Origin of the sequence: Methanohalophilus portucalensis (assembly GCF_002761295.1) — an archaeon.
In the GTDB taxonomy this organism is placed as follows: domain Archaea; phylum Halobacteriota; class Methanosarcinia; order Methanosarcinales; family Methanosarcinaceae; genus Methanohalophilus; species Methanohalophilus portucalensis.
This window is the reverse complement of the sequence record NZ_CP017881.1, coordinates 1,657,704-1,673,649: the sequence shown is the minus strand read 5'-3', so window position 1 is coordinate 1,673,649 and position 15,946 is coordinate 1,657,704. Positions and strand designations below refer to the sequence as shown.

Annotated in this window: 16 protein-coding genes and 2 pseudogenes; 12 read left to right on the top strand and 6 right to left on the bottom strand. The window is 41.1% G+C overall.

Annotated features, from left to right (window positions below; translation table 11 throughout):
• The 6 genes and pseudogenes from BKM01_RS08635 to BKM01_RS11265 all read left to right on the top strand — a co-directional run.
• A pseudogene (locus BKM01_RS08635) lies at positions 1-827 on the top strand (monomethylamine:corrinoid methyltransferase); the annotation flags it as partial.
• Positions 828-979: 152 nt separating this feature from the next.
• Entirely contained in the window at positions 980-1,708 is a 729-nt protein-coding gene (locus BKM01_RS08630) for a helix-turn-helix transcriptional regulator (protein WP_234993669.1), read from the top strand.
• A 10-nt stretch (positions 1,709-1,718) separates the two neighbouring features.
• A complete protein-coding gene (locus BKM01_RS08625; RefSeq protein ID WP_072362034.1) occupies positions 1,719-2,540 on the top strand; it encodes a helix-turn-helix transcriptional regulator in 822 nt (273 codons plus the stop codon).
• Entirely contained in the window at positions 2,533-4,710 is a 2,178-nt protein-coding gene (locus BKM01_RS08620) for a histidine kinase dimerization/phosphoacceptor domain -containing protein (RefSeq protein ID WP_327078536.1), read from the top strand. Before BKM01_RS08625 ends, BKM01_RS08620 begins: the two co-directional genes overlap by 8 nt.
• 2 nt (positions 4,711-4,712) lie before the next feature.
• Entirely contained in the window at positions 4,713-5,102 is a 390-nt protein-coding gene (locus tag BKM01_RS08615) for a response regulator (protein ID WP_072362039.1), read from the top strand.
• A gap of 143 nt (positions 5,103-5,245) precedes the next feature.
• Positions 5,246-5,437: pseudogene (locus BKM01_RS11265) on the top strand (TlpA family protein disulfide reductase); the annotation flags it as partial.
• 144 nt (positions 5,438-5,581) lie between these two features.
• Here BKM01_RS11265 and BKM01_RS08605 read toward each other — a convergent pair.
• The 3 genes from BKM01_RS08605 to BKM01_RS08595 form a co-directional block, all read right to left on the bottom strand.
• Positions 5,582-7,198, bottom strand: a complete 1,617-nt coding sequence (locus tag BKM01_RS08605; protein ID WP_198926200.1) for an AMP-binding protein — start codon at positions 7,196-7,198, stop codon at positions 5,582-5,584.
• Positions 7,199-7,259: 61 nt separating this feature from the next.
• Entirely contained in the window at positions 7,260-7,664 is a 405-nt protein-coding gene (locus BKM01_RS08600; RefSeq protein ID WP_072362045.1) for an acyl-CoA thioesterase, read from the bottom strand.
• 9 nt (positions 7,665-7,673) lie between these two features.
• Positions 7,674-8,246: a helix-turn-helix domain-containing protein gene (locus tag BKM01_RS08595; protein WP_072362048.1), complete on the bottom strand. Its 573-nt coding sequence runs from the start codon at positions 8,244-8,246 to the stop codon at positions 7,674-7,676.
• A gap of 153 nt (positions 8,247-8,399) precedes the next feature.
• Here BKM01_RS08595 and BKM01_RS08590 point away from each other — a divergent pair, with 153 nt between their 5' ends.
• The 4 genes from BKM01_RS08590 (at position 8,400) to BKM01_RS08575 (ending at position 11,419) form a co-directional block, all read left to right on the top strand.
• On the top strand, positions 8,400-8,858 hold the full coding sequence (locus BKM01_RS08590) for a plastocyanin/azurin family copper-binding protein (protein ID WP_072362051.1): 459 nt from the start codon (positions 8,400-8,402) through the stop codon (positions 8,856-8,858).
• Between the two features lie 23 nt (positions 8,859-8,881).
• Complete coding sequence (locus tag BKM01_RS08585; protein ID WP_072362054.1) at positions 8,882-10,042, top strand: tRNA (guanine(10)-N(2))-dimethyltransferase; 1,161 nt, start codon at positions 8,882-8,884, stop codon at positions 10,040-10,042.
• Between the two features lie 76 nt (positions 10,043-10,118).
• Positions 10,119-10,706 (top strand): MarR family transcriptional regulator, encoded by a 588-nt coding sequence (locus BKM01_RS08580; RefSeq protein WP_072362057.1) that lies wholly within the window; start codon positions 10,119-10,121, stop codon positions 10,704-10,706.
• A 26-nt stretch (positions 10,707-10,732) separates the two neighbouring features.
• Positions 10,733-11,419, top strand: coding sequence for a DUF2110 family protein (locus tag BKM01_RS08575; protein ID WP_072362060.1), 687 nt, complete (start codon positions 10,733-10,735; stop codon positions 11,417-11,419).
• Here the strand turns inward: BKM01_RS08575 and BKM01_RS08570 are convergent, their stop codons facing one another.
• Complete coding sequence (locus BKM01_RS08570) at positions 11,420-12,154, bottom strand: V4R domain-containing protein (RefSeq protein ID WP_072362063.1); 735 nt, start codon at positions 12,152-12,154, stop codon at positions 11,420-11,422.
• 89 nt (positions 12,155-12,243) lie between these two features.
• Here BKM01_RS08570 and BKM01_RS08565 point away from each other — a divergent pair, with 89 nt between their 5' ends.
• Entirely contained in the window at positions 12,244-13,266 is a 1,023-nt protein-coding gene (locus tag BKM01_RS08565) for a class I SAM-dependent methyltransferase (RefSeq protein WP_072362066.1), read from the top strand.
• 10 nt (positions 13,267-13,276) lie between these two features.
• On the opposite strand, the gene BKM01_RS08560 is transcribed toward BKM01_RS08565, so the two are convergent.
• Positions 13,277-13,750 carry a DUF2124 domain-containing protein gene (locus tag BKM01_RS08560; RefSeq protein ID WP_072362069.1) on the bottom strand — a complete coding sequence of 158 codons (474 nt, stop codon included), beginning with the start codon at positions 13,748-13,750 and terminating at the stop codon, positions 13,277-13,279.
• Between the two features lie 26 nt (positions 13,751-13,776).
• Positions 13,777-14,736, bottom strand: coding sequence for a methenyltetrahydromethanopterin cyclohydrolase (gene mch / locus BKM01_RS08555; protein ID WP_072362074.1), 960 nt, complete (start codon positions 14,734-14,736; stop codon positions 13,777-13,779).
• 444 nt (positions 14,737-15,180) lie between these two features.
• Between mch and BKM01_RS08550 the strand changes: the two genes are divergently transcribed.
• Positions 15,181-15,834, top strand: a complete 654-nt coding sequence (locus BKM01_RS08550) for a methyltransferase cognate corrinoid protein (protein WP_072362077.1) — start codon at positions 15,181-15,183, stop codon at positions 15,832-15,834.
• Positions 15,835-15,946 lie beyond the last annotated feature (112 nt).

The following is a 15,946-nucleotide window of genomic DNA, read 5'->3' as shown; positions in this document are numbered from 1 at the left end:
CCCGTCAGATCAGGACCGCCGCTTCCATGGCAGGTCGTCCTGGTATGGCAGTTTAGGGCCCTGAGACTTCTCTGTCTGCCCAGGGTAACATCGGTGCAGACTGTGTCGGTGGTATGAACTCCAACGACAGCCACGAAGTCTCCCAGTTGAACGAACTCAAGATCGATCTTGACGCAATCGCTGTCATTGCCCACTACAAGGGTAACAGTGACATCATCATGGATGAACAGATGCCTATCTTTGGAGGCTACGCCGGCGGTGTTGAGGAAACAGCCATTGTCGATGTTGCAACCCACCTGAACTCTATGGTAATGAGCAGTGCCAGCTGGCACCTTGATGGTCCAGTGCACATCCGCTGGGGATCCACCAACACTCGTGAGACCCTTATGATCGCAGGTTGGACATGTGCCACCATTTCCGAGTTCACAGACCTTATGTCCGGTAACCAGTACTATCCATGTGCCGGTCCATGCACCGAGATGTGCCTGCTTGAGGCTGCAGCCCAGTCTATGACCGATACTGCATCCGGTCGTGAGATCCTGTCCGGTGTTGCAGCCGCAAAGGGTGTTATCACTGACAAGACAACCGGTATGGAAGCACGTATGATGGGAGAAGTCGCACGTGCAACTGCTGGTATGGATATCAATACTGTCAACCAGATTCTGGATAAACTTGTAGCAAGCTATGAAGGCGATTATGCCAACGCACCTGCAGGCAAGACGTTCCAGGAATGCTATGATGTTGCAACCGTTACACCGACCGAGGAATACGTCAAGGTCTATGACGGTGCAAAGAAGAAACTCGAAGACCTGGGTCTGGTATTCTAAGACCACTGGTCAAGATCGGTATCATATACCGATCTTGTTTTTCCCTTTTTTATACAGAAACTATTAATAATATACACTTCCATCAGCTATCAGATATAATGGGTTCTTCGCTAAGTGATACTGTTTGGCTTTCTGATAAGAGATCAAATCTCTTGCTTCTTTTAATGGAAGGCCCCAGGAACATCGATCAGATCAAGACCTCTCTGAATGTGACTTCCAGGGGGATGATGCCCCAGATCAAAAAACTGAAAGAGAAGTACTTGATAGTTGAAGAGAGTGAACAATACTGTCTTTCCATGATAGGGGAATTAATTGTTGAGAAAATGCTTCCTCTCTTGAACACGATAGAGATGGTGAACAATGATGATGCCTATCTGGAAGCACATGACTTAAGTGAATTACCACCAAAATTATTTCGCAGGCTGTATGAACTTGGGAATTACCTTTTGATTGAACCTGACCTGAACCATACATTTGAAATTCCCCGGGAATTCACTGAAAACCTGCTCAAGTCCAAAAATATAAAATCGATAATCTCTTTTTATCGACCTGAATATCCTGATATTTATTGTGAATTAATGGAACATGCAGAGAGCATGTCATTGATTATGACGCCACCGGTTTTTGAAAGAATGAAGCAGTCATGCGATTCTAAAATGACCCGCCTTATAAAGGCTCCACATATTCATGTGTATATTTTTCCGGAAAATAGCAGACCTCCAGGCCTTGACACTTCAGAGCGGTTTACTTACATAAGTTTTCTTGATAAAAACGGCCGTTATGATCATAAAGATATAATGAGTTTTGATGAGAGTGCCCTTAAATGGGGAGATGAGCTTTTCGACTATTATTGCTCTCTTTGTGAAAAGATTGAAATTTGAGGGATATTAGATGGCTCCACAGGAACTTATTGACACTATTTTTCTTTCCGACAAGAGAGAAAGATTCCTTTTGCTTTTGCTTGAAGGCCCCACTGATATAAAAAAGGTAAAAGATCATCTTAATGTAACCTCTTCCTCCATTCTTCCTCAAATCAAAAAGTTACGGGAAAAAGGCCTTGTCTCCAAAGATGATGAGGGGATCTATGACCTTACGACTACCGGGCGCTTAATAGTTGAAAACCTGTTGCCCCTTGCATGTTTGCTTGATGTTTTTGATTCAAAGGAGTATTACTGGGAAACACGCGATATGGATGTAATTCCCCGCCATTTAGTGGAAAATATAGGTCAGCTGGGTGAAGTTGAAGTTATTGAACCCGATCTTGATCACATGTATGATCTGCAACCTCAGTTGCATTCAAATATGCTCCAATCCAATTATATTAAATGTCTGATTTCTTTTTTTCATCCCGATCATGTTGAATTTTTTAATTACCTTTCTTCTGCAGGCAAGAATCTGGAATTGCTTTTTACGGCTTCTGTAATGGAAAGAATATTGGCCGAATCGCCTTCAGATATGCAAAAACTGATCGAGCAGGAAAATGTTGATATAAGGCTTTTCCGGGAAAACGACTATATTCCTTCTTTGACTATTGGTGATGATTTTACTTACTTCTGTTTTTTCAATAAATCACACATGTATGACCACAGGGACATAATAAGTTTCACTGAAGGTTCAATTGAATGGGGGGCACAGCTATTTGTTTATTATCGTGACCTCTCTGTTCCCGTTTCTTCTGATATGCTGTCTGAAATCATAAACGGAAGTGATTGATTTGGCATGGAAAGACCTGTCACTCAGGTTTAAACTTGTTCTTTATATTGTGGTCAGTGTTTTTCTCATCCTGTCTATTTCATCTTCAATAGTCATATCAACGGTTACTTCTCAGGAGGAACAGCTTGCTTATGACCAGTCTGCTAAAATGGCACAAAGTTATGCCAACCAATTCAATGCAGACATGAAGTCCAATATGGCTATTGCAAGGAATATAGCCACCACAATGGGTGCTATTCATGATTCTTCTACAAGAGAAGGAGCCAACGATATAATAAAAAGTATACTTGAGGATAATCCTCAGCTTATAGGAACTTATAGTGGCTTTGAGCCTGATGCTTTTGATGGAAGGGATGAACGTTATATAAATACCACAGCTCACGATGGTACGGGCAGATTCCTTCCCTACTGGAACAGGATTGAGGGAGATATAGATGTTGAGCCACTTGTTGATTACAGTACATCAGATTATTATCAGTTACCAAAACATACAAAACAGGATGTTTTAACCGAGCCCTATTTTTATCAGGGTGCTTTGATTGTGAGTTATGTCTCCCCGATAATTGAGAACGATGAATTCATAGGTATAGGCGGGGTGGATGTAGGTCTGGATTACGTAGACAATACGGTTAGTAGTGTAAAGGCTTTTGAGACCGGTTATTTGTTTATGGTGAGTAATACCGGTGTTATTATTTCCCATCCCACAAATAAGGATTGGATTAGTTCCAAAACGCTCAGGGACTTTGATAATCCCGTCTTTCATGAGGTTGCCATTGATATTGAAAAGGGCAAAAATGGTCATGTCGATATCGTTGACCCGTCAAACGGAAAGGATGTGATACTTTTTTATGAACCCATTTCGACAGGCAATTATTCAATTCTACTTTCTGTCCCAAAGGATGAGATCTTTGCAGGTGTAGCTTCCCTGCGGTCGATGTTGTTTACGATATACACATTTTCCATTGTTTTTATGGGACTGATGGCATATCTTATTGCAGCTTCATTTACCAATCGGATAAACGGGATTGTGGATGAGTTCAGGACAATTTCGGATTCAGCTTTGGAAGGAGACTTTAACGTCAGGGCAAATACAGATGTAGATATTGATTTCAAGAAAATTCCGGAAGGACTCAATGAGGTTCTTGATAGCCTGCAGGATGCAAACCGATTGCGTGCAGAAATGGAAGCTGTAGTAAACCGCAGCCCTGTAGTCGTATTCAAGTGGAAGTCCCAGAAAAACTGGCCGGTAGAATTTGTGTCCAGGAATATTTCCCAGTTTGGTTATACTCAGGATGAGTTTACAAAGGGTCATATTACCTATGCTGATCTGGTAGTGCCTGAAGATCTTGGAAATGTTGAGCAGAATCTCCTTGAAGCAATTAACAGAGGGGACAAGGAATTTAATTATGAATATCGTATAATTACGCGAGACAGAGAGATAAAGTGGGTTGAGGAGAGAACTTTTATTGGTAATTTCTCTGCAAACCATTCAAATAAATTGCAGGGAATTATTCTGGATATCAATGAACGTAAAAAGGCTGAAGAAGCCTTGAAAAAGATGGAAAAAATTCGAATAAAGGAGATTCATCACAGGATTAAAAATAATTTGCAGGTCGTCTCCGGTCTTCTTTACCTTGAATCTCTCAATTTCAAATCGGATGAAGTTATGGAAGCCTTCAAGCAAAGTGAGAACAGGGTACGTTCAATTGCCCTGATCCATGAAAAACTGTATCATTCCGAAAACCTTACCAGTCTCAATTTGTCGGATTATGTCGAAGATCTTGTTGAACACCTCATTAATTCCTATAATGTAAATGAGGATGCTATCGAAATTAACCTCAATGTTGAGAACTTATATTTGGATATGGATTCTGCCGTGCCTCTGGGTATTATTATCAATGAATTAACTTCAAATGCCTTACAGCATGCTTTTATTGAGGGTGAGGAGGGGGAAATTAGCATTGACTTTTTTAAGTCTGCAGGTCAATTCATATTGAAGGTTGAAGATTCGGGTGGTGCATTCCCGGATGATATAGACTTCAAAAATACCGAATCACTTGGATTACAACTTGTTTCCAATCTCGTAAGCCAGATAGAAGGGGATATTAAACTTGATACTTCAGATTACAGGACCTGTTTCAGGATTACTTTTAGGGATAAAGAGGTGTGATATTGAATAAATCACGAATACTGGTTGTAGAAGATGAAGCTATAGTAGCAATGGTAATAAAACGCCGTTTGAAAGATCTGGGTTATATTGTTTCAGGTGTTGCTTCTACGGGAAAAGATGCAATTACCAAGGTAGAAGGCACCTTCCCGGATTTGGTGCTTATGGATATCAGGCTTAAAGGTGATATGGATGGTATTGAAGCAACCAAAATAATCAAAGATAGATTTTCTCTTCCGGTGGTTTATCTTACGGCACATTCGGATGATGTAACTTTTAAGAAAGCCAAAGAAACAGATCCTGATGGATATATATTGAAACCTTTTACTGAAAAGGACCTGAGTACTACCATTGAGATAACTCTTCACAAATTCCGAAAAGAAAAATGGAATTGAGAAAATTATAATCCCCGGCATGAGCCTTTAAATTTGAGAAAATTTCATTTTATCCATGCAAAATAATATGTGATGAACCAATCAATAGTTCATGCCCCTGACAGTACACTGGCGTATATTGTTGAGCAGAGACAAAACCGGCCCTTGTCAGAGTATTCCTGGCCACATGTCCTCATTGCAGGGCTATTGAGCCTCATTTCAAAGAATATTCAAAACATTATGGGAATCCAATTAATTTTGTGATGGTTAACCCGAAGGTAAATCCCGGTATTGTAAAAAATATAATATTCGGGGTACTCCCACATTTCTCTACTTTTGCGATTAAAATCTCATAAAAACGGAAGTTGGAGCCATGTATCCTGATAATTTGAAAAGAAGAATAGATGAAATGATACATAATGGAAGTGAATGTGCCAAAAAAACAACGTCGCTGGATTATGACATGTGGCTTTATGAGTAAAAATTAAAAAGAGTGATAATTAAATCTGCTCTTCTTCCTTTTTCTCCTTTTCCAGTAATTCAGTTGCCATCTCACGCAACTTGAATTTCTGGATTTTACCACTTGCTGTCATTGGGTATTCATCCACTATAAATACATGTTTTGGAACTTTGTACCGTGCAATTTTCTCCATACTATAATCACGTATGTCTTCCTCGCTCAGATCAGCTCCTTCCTGAAGCATTACAAAAGCACCTACGATCTCACCGTACCTTTCATCAGGGATACCTACCACCTGTGCATCCTTGACTCCGTCTATGGTGTACAGGAATTCTTCGATCTCTCTTGGGTATATATTTTCCCCGCCACGAATGATCATGTCCTTGATACGGCCGGTAATCTTGTAGTATCCATATTCATCTACGGTCCCCAGATCACCACTGTGGAGCCATCCATCCCTGTCGATCGTCTCGGCTGTCTTTTCAGGCATTTTGTAGTAACCTTTCATTATATTGTAACCGCGACAGCAGATTTCACCTTGTTGTCCTGGGGCGAGTTTTTCACCTGTATCCGGGTCCACTATTTTGACTTCGATTTGTGGCATTTCTATACCTACGGTGCTGACCCTCCTTTCAATGGTATCATCGGTACTGGTCTGGGTCATTACCGGAGAGGCTTCCGTGAGTCCGTAAGCAATTGTGATCTCATCACAGTGCATATCTGAAATGACTTTTTTCATGGTTTCGATGGGACACGGTGATCCTGCCATGATTCCTGTACGCAGGGATGACAGGTCAAACATGTCGAACATTGGATGGTTGAGTTCTGCAATGAACATGGTAGGTACGCCATAAAGGGCCGTACATTTCTCTTTCTGGACTGCTGCGAGTACAAGGAGCGGATCAAATGCTTCAATCATAACCAGCGTTGCCCCGTGACTCAGGGCCGCAAGTACGCCGAGCACAATCCCAAAACAGTGGAATAGGGGCACAGGCAGACACAGGCGATCTTGATCTGTGAATTTTTGTTTTTCACCTATGTAATAACCGTTGTTGAGAATATTTTTGTGGGTCAGCATTACTCCTTTCGGGAAACCGGTTGTACCGGAGGTGTACTGCATGTTGACCACATCATCAGCGGTAGTGGAAGCTTTTATTTGTGCAAGTTCGGCGTCAGATTCATGTTTTCCAAGCAGAAGCAATTCACGGGTATTGTACATGCCCCGGTGTTTTTCCTGTCCGATGTAGATTACATGATTTAGCTCAGGGAATTCCTGGCTTGTAAGATTTCCTCTTTGCTGTGTTTTGAGTTCAGGCACAATGTCATAAACAGTTTGAACATAGTCCACATTTCTGAATCCATCGATTATGGCCAGTGCTTTCATATCGGACTGTTTTACCACATAAGCAAGTTCGTGGCTTCGGTATGAGGTATTTACAGTTACAAGGACTGCTCCGATCTTAGAAGTTGCAAACAGGAAAGTCAGCCAGTCGGGCACATTGCGGGCCCATATGCCTATGTGGTCCCCCTTTTTAAGTCCCAGGGCAAGAAAACCTTTTGCCAGATCCTCCACACGCTCATTGAATTCACTGTAATTAAAACGAAGATCCCGGTCTGGATAAACCATAAAATCCTTTTGAGGATATTTTTTAACCATCTCTTCGAAGACATCTGTTATAGTCTCGTTTTCAAAACGAATAGTACCAGCTCCTTTATGTTTACTGTTCCTCTATCAGGTGTTCCTCGAGTCTTGTACGTATCTCAGGTGGAATTGGTAAAGCCTTCTTTTCCATGAAATCATAATGTACAATTACTGCTTTGCCTTTTGCTTTTAATTCGCCTCTTTGCCAGGCTTCATGCCCGATTGTAAAAGAGGAATTACCAAGGCGGGCAATATAGGTGCGTATTTCGACATCCCCGTCAAAATACATCTCTCCCAGGAAATCGAATTCTGTGCGAGCCATAATAAGCCGCCACTTTTCCGGAGTGAGATCCAGATCTGGAGTGAATATTCGGAATATGGGATTTCGCCCCATTTCGAACCACTCGGGAATTACGGTATTATTTACATGACGAAGGCCGTCAATATCTCCAAAACGCGGAGCAACTGTTAGTGTGAACATAGGAATTCCTTAGTAAGGTGTGTATACAACTGCCATTATCTGTGCATCTTCATCAACTGCATGCAGGTCGTGGGGAACTACGGAATCGTAGTAGATACTGTCACCGGCTTCAAGATTGTAGGTTTCTTTTCCGTAGAGAATCTCGATTTCACCTTCCAGCACATAAATAAATTCTTCTCCTTCATGGGATGAAAGGGGGTGTTCTCCTTTTTGTGGATGTACATCAATTATGAAAGGCTCCATATGGCGGTCCTGTTTGTCAGCTGCTAATGAGTTGAATTCAAGTGAACTCTCTTTGCAATTGGAACATTTGCCGGAGAAGCGGACAACATGTTTCGATTTACCTGATTTTACAAGCACCGGGCCGTTCTGGGGAGCATCATCAAGAAAGGTGCCAAGTCGCACCCCCAGGGCTCTTGCAATGTTAAAAAGAGGTGTTAGTGAAGGAACAAGAGCTCCGTTTTCCAGTTTGTCTATCAGTTCAACATCGTTGTTACTTGCTTTTGCCAGTTCATCCTGTGACATCTCCCTGGATTGTCTGAGCTGGCTTATCTTTTCGCCGAGGGGGTTTTTTACAGACATTGATGCATTCTCCTTTTATACATTAATGAAAATGACCGCGGCACAAATTGGCATATATATTTAAATAGATATCTCTGCTGTTTATTTATGCCAGAAAGTTTGATAACTTTAGAGATACTTATTGTTTAACAAATAAATTAGAGGAGTGGTCGGATGAAAAAAATAATCGTACTTTTAGTTGTGATATCCCTGCTGGGATTGGGCTGTACAACACAGGATACTACGGATCAGGATGAGCAGGTTTCAGTAAATGGTGAGAATAATCAGTCAGATGAAGATATCCAGCCAGATGAAGATTTGAATGGAGAAGATAATGTAAGTGAATCCGATGAAACGGAATTGGAGGAATATACTCCAAAGACTCATAATATATTTATAAACAGTTTTTATATTAGTCCTAAAGTACGAGAAATAAATAGAACAGACACAGTTGTGTGGAGAAACCAGAAAAAAGAACCCGGTATATTTACACTGAAAAGTGAAGATGGTTTGTGGGAAGATCAGAGGATTTCTTATGGGAGGACTTTTAAGTATACTTTCAACGAAACCGGAAACTATTCATTTTACATACCTCCGTATTCTGGCATGAATGTGACAATTACGGTTAAATAAAAAAACCATGTCATGTAGATGACATGGATACAAGAAAAATAACAGAAGGGACCACCGAAGTGGAGGTTCCTTCCGCTGCTATTGAAGATAAACTGCCTGTGAATTCACCGGTTTTCTATAATTCTCATATGGAGCTTAACCGGGATATTACCGTGGCAGCAACTTCTGTTTTTGTTAAGGATTATTTCGATTTTGAAGAAAGGCCTCCTTCAGAGATCGATTATGTGGACGCAATGGCAGCTTCCGGCATCAGAGGGTTGCGAATAGCAAATGAGGTAGGTCTCAGGACAACACTTAATGACTGGGATGCAGAGGCCTGTGATTTTATCGAACAAAACATTAAACTCAATGGCCTGTCCGATATTGCTGAAACATCCTGTAGAAATGCAAATACTCTCCTCCACGAAAAACGATTCAACATCGTGGATCTGGACCCTTTTGGAAGTCCTGCTCCTTATCTGGATGCTGCCAGTCGCTCTGCTGTAAACTTGCTGGAGGTTACAGCTACTGACACTGCTCCTCTTTGCGGGGCTCATCTGAATTCCGGTATTCGTAAGTACGCTGCAGTTGCACTCAATAATGAATATCACAGTGAAATGGGACTGAGGATACTGCTGGGATCTATTGCCCGCCATCTGGCACGCCATGAGAAAGGAATGGAAACATTACTTTCCCACGCCACGCGTCACTATGTCAGGGCTTATGTAGGGATTAAAAGCGGGGCTAAGAATGCTGATAGGACACTTAAGGAGCTGGGTTATGTCACACATTGTGACAATTGTAGTTACCGTGAATGGAAAAAAGGCTACTCTGTTTTCATGGAAAAAACCTGCCCGGAATGTGGGACTGAAATGAAATCAGGAGGTCTTCTCTGGCTTGGTAAGTTACATGACAGTATTTTTTGTTCCAAGGTCATGGAAGAAATTGAAAAAAGACCCTTTGGAAAGAAGAAAAAAGCCTGTAAAATAATCCAGACCTGTTTGGATGAATTTGATATTCCTTTCTTTTATGATCAACACAGGCTATGTAAACAGCTCTCTGTGGCAGCTCCACGTATTGAAAAGACCATTGATGATCTGAGGGATAAGGGGTATGCGGCCAGCAGGACACATTTCAGTGGGATGTCCTTTAAGACTGATGCCCCTCTAAGTGTGATAAAGTCGATTCTCTCCAATATGTATTGATATATATACAACAAAAAGATATATATAAAGAATAGACGTTGAGATACCTCTCACGGTATTATCAGGTGATTTTCTAATGTCCCGCGAAGAAGTAGAAAACCTGTTCCTTCAGGAAAAACCAACCCTTGCACTCCTTACTATATGGTCTCTTAGAAAGACGTATGCTTCTGTTATTACAAAACAAATAAATTCGACTTTTGCACATACTACAAAAATCCTTTCCAAGATGGCTGATATGGGACTTGTACAGTTCACATCTGAAGGTAGAATAAAATATGTAGAACTGACAGAATATGGTGTAGATGTAGTAACAAATCTCAGGGATTTTATTACAACACTCGGGGAGAACCTTCCTGAAAAGTACAGGGAACTGGTAGAATCAGTTGAAGAGGAAGAGAGTGAAGGAACACAACTGAACAGGGAGTCCAAAGAAATATTGGAACGTATTAAAACATTAAGAAATAAGATAGAGGAAATCTATGGACAACTGGTAGAAGCAAATGCCAGTGAAGACCGGATTAAATTGAAACTGGGTCCTTTCAGCAGGGAAATACATATGATAGGGGATACAATTGAGAATTCAGAGGAACCTATACATGATGATGTTCTCATTGCTTATGGTAACACCAAAGAGGTCTTCGATAAACTGCTGGGCAGAAAATAAATTTCTCTTCTTTTGTGCGGGATTATATGCAAACTGAATTGGCAATAAAAGTGTATTCAAATACAGAACAGACCCTTGATGCAATTGCTGCAAAATTTACAGATGACCTCAAGGATCTTGACATGAAATTGGAAATAGGTTTTTCCAAAAACAAGTGGGTTACCGTAGATGCGGATGGGGATGATGCGGAATTTGCGATTCATTTCCTGAAGGAAAAATATGGTACACCTGTATATGAACCTGTAGCAGGGAAAAAATACCGTGGTTATATACAATCCATAAAAGAAGATAAAATAGTTGTAGACATTGGTAAAAAAGTCTCTATCACTGCGAGCGGACTGAAAAATCTGGGAACAGGCAGTCCGGATCAGGTAGCAACTCGTTTTGGTCTTATTCCATATATGCCTGTTAAAGTGGAAATTGTCAATACAAATGCTGGTGAACAGGTAAGATTTACCGGTCAACAGGCCGATAAATTATGGGAATGGAAGAAAGCTTCCACGGACAGGATTATTGTAAATTCAGTTACACGTTCCCAGCTCAAGTCAGTGCTGAAAAAAACAGGCCACAGCAGGGATATTTATGGTACTGAAAGATTGGGAATTATGGAACATTGCGTGATATGCAGGGAAACTACGGATGGGCCGGGTATTGTTGCAGAGATCGGTCCAAAACTCAATGCTGATATGGGTGTAATCCGTTCAGAAACGTAATCATACCTTGATGAAAAGGCAATGGTTATCCCCTGTTGCATAACACTCTATTTCTTTTATTAAAGCCCTCTCACCGGTGATCTTATGAAGGATGCCTTCCAGCATTCCTTCATCAAAAGTGCATATTGGGTGGCCAAGAACAGGCATTGACATACATTCAAAACAATCTTTTACTTTGATAGTAAGAGGATCTGTATCTTCAATCTGTACTTTTCCCAGTTTATAGCATTTCCAGAAAGAGCGTACTTCTTCAAGGCTGTCAAAGAAATCACCTTGCTCAAAAGTATTTGCGATCTGTTTGCCGATGTCACTTCCTATATGTTTGACTATAGGATTATGATCAATGCCCTGGGCTTCAAAGCCTGCTTTGAAAGCACAGAAAACGTTCTGGAAAAAATCAGTTTCACTGGAAAATGTGCTTGAGAAATTTTCCAGGCTGTGGTAGTAGTGAGTATCCAGCGGTTTTTGTGAACAGGCTACGTATTTTGAGGATAAACTATAATTCTTCTTTCGCCTATCCACCGCGTCTACTGATTCTCTCAATAGGTTTGCTTTTTTAAGATCGTTAAGATGTACTGATACAGTGGATTTAGCTTTACCTGTAGTTTGGACAATCTCATCGAAAGAACATGGCCGTTTGTCCAGTAAATCCATTATATGCAATTTAACGGCACCGTTTATTGCAATGAAACCATTACTGGTAGCAAAAAGGGCCGTGCGGTTCGTAGCGTTCATCCAGATGAGTTATAAGGGGAGTGGGGTATATAAATGTTCGCTCCATTCCGAATGAATTTTATAACAAAACATACCTCTCAATGAGCTGAATGGAAGAAAATTTTGCAGTAATAGTACCTGCCAGGGATACTGAAAAAGTAAGATTTGAATTACAATCCAGGGGGTTGCTGGATTGGAGTCGAAAATTCGTATCTCGCATTGTTGAAGGTGGAAGTTTTGTTGAAATTCCTGTCACAGATTTGGTAAGTGGATATGAAATAAAACGTCAGGAACAACCGGAGTTCTACCGTCAGCAGATGAGTCTGAAAGAAAGGCTTGCTGGTAAAATGAAACCGGAGGAACTGGAAAAAATCCCGTCCGGCTGGCAAATTCTTGGAAACATTATAGTAGTTACAATTCCTGAAAAAATAATGCACAGGGGAATAGAAATTGCTGATGAATTACTGCATATGTATCCCTCTTGTGACACTGTTGTACGGGATTTGGGTATCAATGGCAGTTTAAGGCAACCAAAAAGACAGCTTGTGAGTGGTAATACCACAGAAACAATACACAAAGAGAATGGCTGTTATTTCAAACTTGATGTGACAGAGGTTATGTATTCCAAAGGCAACCTCAGGGAAAAAAACAGGATGAGTAAACTTGGAAAAGGGGAAATTGTTGTTGATATGTTTGCTGGAATTGGTTATTTCACTCTCCCGATGGCAGTGCATTCCCAACCTGAAAAAATATACTCGATTGAGCTGAATCCGGTCTCATTTGGCTACCTCAAGGACAATGTCAGATTGAATAATGTGCAACATATTGTACAACCCCTGCATGGCAACTGTGCTGAAGTAACACCTAAAGGAGTTGCTGATCGGATAATCATGGGATATGTGGGAGGAACAGCAGATTATTTGCCTGTTGCAATTGGTGCATTAAGTAAAAAAGGGGGTATATTGCATTTTCATGAAGCACTGGCTGAAAATTTAATGTTTGATAGGCCAATCGGGCAGATTAAAAAGGCAGCAAAAATGCAGGGGAGAAATGTGGAGATTATGGAGTGTCGCAGTATCAAAAAATATTCCCCGGGCGTCTGGCATGTTGTCGTGGACGCACGTATATGGTAAAAGAAATTTATCATGTTTTCTTCAGGGACACTGACATGTCCGAATCAATTATGTAATCGAAATCCAGAGCATCGTTCCATCCCTGTTTTTCAAATATTGACTGGAAACAGATGCCTATAAGCAGTTTCTTTTGAGACCCCTCATATATGGATTCAAGAGTCGTTTTCAATTCCTCTGGTTCCACTCCGATTTTGGGCATGGCAAGCCCGCCAAGCAGTACGATCGTATCAGCATGATAATCAATTGTATCGCCTAGTTGCATTCCCATATCCGTGGGGATTAGTTGTTTTGCTTTTTCGATATCAGTATTGGCTATAAATCCCATCTGTTTGGAACTTTTACGCAGGGAATAAGCGGCAATTTCTGCAAAAGGAGTACAAAACCCCGGAGTTCCAATAAAAATGATTTTTTGCGATTCTTTGGCCAGAGATGCAAAACTTTTCAACAATGCACCTATTCCTTCGGATTTTTCAATTATTTCCACTTAGATCACCAAAATTAAAAGGAGGATTATACCTCCTTGATTCCAAAGGATTCGAGCAGGATACCGGGATTGATGCGCCCTGCAGTGTATGATTTTTTGGATGCAACATCGTTTACGGTAATTCTTGCCGGGGCAAACATGCCTGCATCTACTTTGAAGAAGTCGAATTCTGCTTCCTTGAATGTTGTATAGAAAGGTTTTCCAAAGTCTCTGGAAGTTGTGGATGGTGTCTTTTTGACATATTCCTCAAGATCATCCTGTCCATAGTCCACTGTGTAGTAGGTTTCACCGCAGTAGATTACACAGTCATTGGTTGAACCCATGCATTTTGTATCGTCACCAACAATAGGTGCTATTGGTGCCACACCGAAACCACTTTTAATTGTGTTGATATCGAATCCTACGGATTCCATTTTGTGGATACCTGTCTCAACTATACGGGCAGAGATCTGGACAGAACCTGCGATGGATGCAGTAGGTGCCACAGCGATATAGACATTTTCCGGATCAACACTGCAGTGTTTGGCGATATATTCTACTACTTCCTCATCCGGAAGTTTGCCGGATTCCATTATAAGCACAGCAGCTTCGGCGTCATCCTTGTAATCTATTTCCTGGTAAAGCTCCTTTGGTTTGAGTCCAAGGGCACGTGCAGGACCTGAACCCATTCCGAAATACTTGCCAACGGAAATTCTCCAGCCCGCATACTGGGAACCCATGCAAGCGACTGTGGGATGATCGGTTACGACCTGAATTGCAGGCACCGGGAGTCCGTCAAGGTTGAATTTGGTGTAGGTAATTTCTGCAAGATCGGCAAGACAGAGGCGTGAGAGATACATACCTGCGTCATAGCCACCCTGGGCATTGACTCCACAATCAATTATTGTAGCGCCATTTTCGAGCTGTTTGGATTCGACATTGATCTCATCTTCCCAGTCCAGCATTTCATCAATTATTGCAAGTCCTTTTTCATTAACACTAATCACATTATCACCAGTAGATATTTTCATGAATTTACCTTATACTTTTAGATTACTTTGATGTAAATCTAACAAGTATAAATGATACAGTTAGAAGGATACATATTCGTTTCGGTTTTTATGAATTATTGATTGTCTATTATGGTGTTGTACCCAATCCCAGTATACTTAATCTTACTGAAATTCCATATTAGGAATATTGGTTAAAATCCTATTTATATAGTGAAATGACTGTATCTTATTTTTCAAAAACGTTGTCGATTTTAATGTCATAATCTTTTTGTTTAAATTTGTCCTTTTGAATTGCTTTTTGAATTATTGAAGTATCTACTATTTTTATGTAGATTGAAAAACCGTGGTCGGCTAGGTTATATAAAATTGCTTTTTAAGTTCATTGTAACAGCAGCCTATGATATGACAGCTGTTGTACAGTTAGATATAGGTGATTTAATGGGAAAACAGGAAATGTATGATAAACTCAGAGATGCGATTGTCAACCAGGACATCAATGGTGCTGGTCCTCTTGTCCAGGAAGCCCTGGATGCAGGTTTAACTCCTTTCGAGATCATCAACGATGGTCTGTCTGTGGGTATGAAGATCATCGGTGACAAATTCGAAGCCGCCGAAGTCTACCTTCCGCAGATCATGATGTCTGCCAAGGCCATGAAAGCCGCAATGGAAATTCTTGATCCAATCCTTGCAGAGGACGAGACCTCAGAATCCGTTGGGACCTGCATCAAGTTCGTCCAGGAAGGCGACATCCACGATATAGGTCACAGGCTTGTTGCAACCATGCTCGGTGCAAACGGTTTCACCGTTATCGACATGGGTGTTGACGTACCCAACGACAAGGTCATCGAAGAAGTAGCAGCCCACAAAGGCGAGAAACTTATGCTCTCCGGCTCTGCCCTTATGACCACTTCCATGCTCGGCCAGAAAGACGTCATGCGTCTGCTTGATGAAGAAGGTCTCCGTGACTCTGTAAAAGTAATGTTCGGTGGCGCTCCTGTCACAGATTCCTGGATTAAGGAAATCGGTGCTGACGCAACAGCAGAAAATGCAGCAGAAGCAGCAAACGTGGCTCTTGAATTAATGAAAAAATAAAACCGGGAGGATAATTTATGACATTTACCAAATCCGTAACTTGCTATGATTTTTATGACCGTGCCCAGACCGGTGAGAAATGCACCCAGGATGACTGGGACCTGATGACCAT

Coding starts and splice junctions, on each gene's coding strand:
- BKM01_RS08585 (WP_072362054.1), top strand. CDS start 8,882: ATGGATACAAGAAAAATAACAGAAGGGACCACCGAAGTGGAGGTTCCT.
- BKM01_RS08595 (WP_072362048.1), bottom strand. CDS start 8,246: ATGTCTGTAAAAAACCCCCTCGGCGAAAAGATAAGCCAGCTCAGACAA.
- BKM01_RS08550 (WP_072362077.1), top strand. CDS start 15,181: ATGGGAAAACAGGAAATGTATGATAAACTCAGAGATGCGATTGTCAAC.
- BKM01_RS08600 (WP_072362045.1), bottom strand. CDS start 7,664: ATGTTCACACTAACAGTTGCTCCGCGTTTTGGAGATATTGACGGCCTT.
- BKM01_RS08565 (WP_072362066.1), top strand. CDS start 12,244: ATGGAAGAAAATTTTGCAGTAATAGTACCTGCCAGGGATACTGAAAAA.
- BKM01_RS08605 (WP_198926200.1), bottom strand. CDS start 7,198: ATGGTTAAAAAATATCCTCAAAAGGATTTTATGGTTTATCCAGACCGG.
- BKM01_RS08625 (WP_072362034.1), top strand. CDS start 1,719: ATGGCTCCACAGGAACTTATTGACACTATTTTTCTTTCCGACAAGAGA.
- BKM01_RS08575 (WP_072362060.1), top strand. CDS start 10,733: ATGCAAACTGAATTGGCAATAAAAGTGTATTCAAATACAGAACAGACC.
- BKM01_RS08590 (WP_072362051.1), top strand. CDS start 8,400: ATGAAAAAAATAATCGTACTTTTAGTTGTGATATCCCTGCTGGGATTG.
- BKM01_RS08570 (WP_072362063.1), bottom strand. CDS start 12,154: ATGAACGCTACGAACCGCACGGCCCTTTTTGCTACCAGTAATGGTTTC.
- BKM01_RS08580 (WP_072362057.1), top strand. CDS start 10,119: ATGTCCCGCGAAGAAGTAGAAAACCTGTTCCTTCAGGAAAAACCAACC.